General features: G+C 47.6%; 2 protein-coding genes. Both read right to left on the reverse strand.

Annotation, left to right across the window (positions count from 1 at the left end; translation table 11 throughout):
• Nucleotides 1-471 (reverse strand): CoA-transferase (locus R5R67_RS19400; RefSeq protein WP_318755200.1); only part of this gene is annotated, 471 nt, incomplete at its 3' end.
• Between the two features lie 18 nt (nt 472-489).
• Nucleotides 490-1,125 (reverse strand): 3-oxoacid CoA-transferase subunit A (locus R5R67_RS19405; RefSeq protein WP_318755201.1); only part of this gene is annotated, 636 nt, incomplete at its 5' end.

Here is a 1,125-nt window from a genome sequence, read left to right on the forward strand (position 1 = left end):
CTTCGGCTCACCTTGTTTGGTGACGTGGTCTGTAGTGATAAATACTTTTTTAGCCCCTACAGCCAAATCCATCGCCCCACCTACTGCTGGAATCGCATCGGGTGCTCCCGTGTGCCAGTTTGCCAAGTCACCATTCGCAGCAACCTGAAATGCACCGAGTACTGCAATATCAAGGTGACCACCACGCATCATCGCAAATGAATCGCCATGGTGGAAAAAGCTACCACCTTCAAGCATGGTCACAAACTCTTTACCCGCATTAATCAGTTCAGGGTCTTCTTCACCTGCTGCTGGCGGTGGGCCAAAAGCCAATAAACCATTTTCAGAATGAAGAAAAATATCTTTATCGTTAGGTAAGTAGCTCGCGATCTTGGTCGGTAGGCCAATACCCAAGTTCACATAGGCACCATCTGGAATATCTTGTGCCACACGTTGTGCAATCTGGTCACGGCTGAGTTTCTGGTAGCTCATGTTATTTCTCCTTATTGCTTACTGTGCTGGCGCTACTTGTACAACGTGCTGTACAAAGATACCCGGGGTGATAATATGCTCAGGGTCTAATCCACCTAGCTCTACCACTTCAGAAACCTGAGCAATGGTGACATCCGCAGCCATCGCCATAATCGGGCCAAAGTTACGTGCAGATTTACGGTAAACCAGATTGCCCCAGCGATCGCCTTTGTAGGCTTTAATCAAGGCAAAGTCAGCCTTGATTGGATATTCAAGTACGTAATCTTTCCCATCAATCTCACGGGTCTCTTTACCTTCGGCCAAAAGTGTTCCAAAGCCTGTTGGGGTAAATACAGCGCCTAGGCCCATACCGGCTGCCTGAATACGGCACGCCAAATTACCTTGTGGTACCACTTCAAGCTCGACCTTTCCGGCACGGTACAGCTCATCAAACACATAAGAGTCAGACTGACGCGGAAAAGAACAGATGACTTTTTTAACCGAACCAGCTTTAAGCAGTTTCGCCAGACCATAATCGCCATTACCGGCATTGTTGCTGACAATCGTTAAATTTTTAACACCGAGTTCAATAAGACCATCAATGAGTTCAGCGGGTTGTCCTGCGGTACCAAAACCACCAATCAGGATGGTTGCACCATCTTTAATCTGCGATAG

The organism is Acinetobacter sp. OYA S30, assembly GCF_033599315.1.
Classification (GTDB): domain Bacteria; phylum Pseudomonadota; class Gammaproteobacteria; order Pseudomonadales; family Moraxellaceae; genus Acinetobacter; species Acinetobacter baumannii.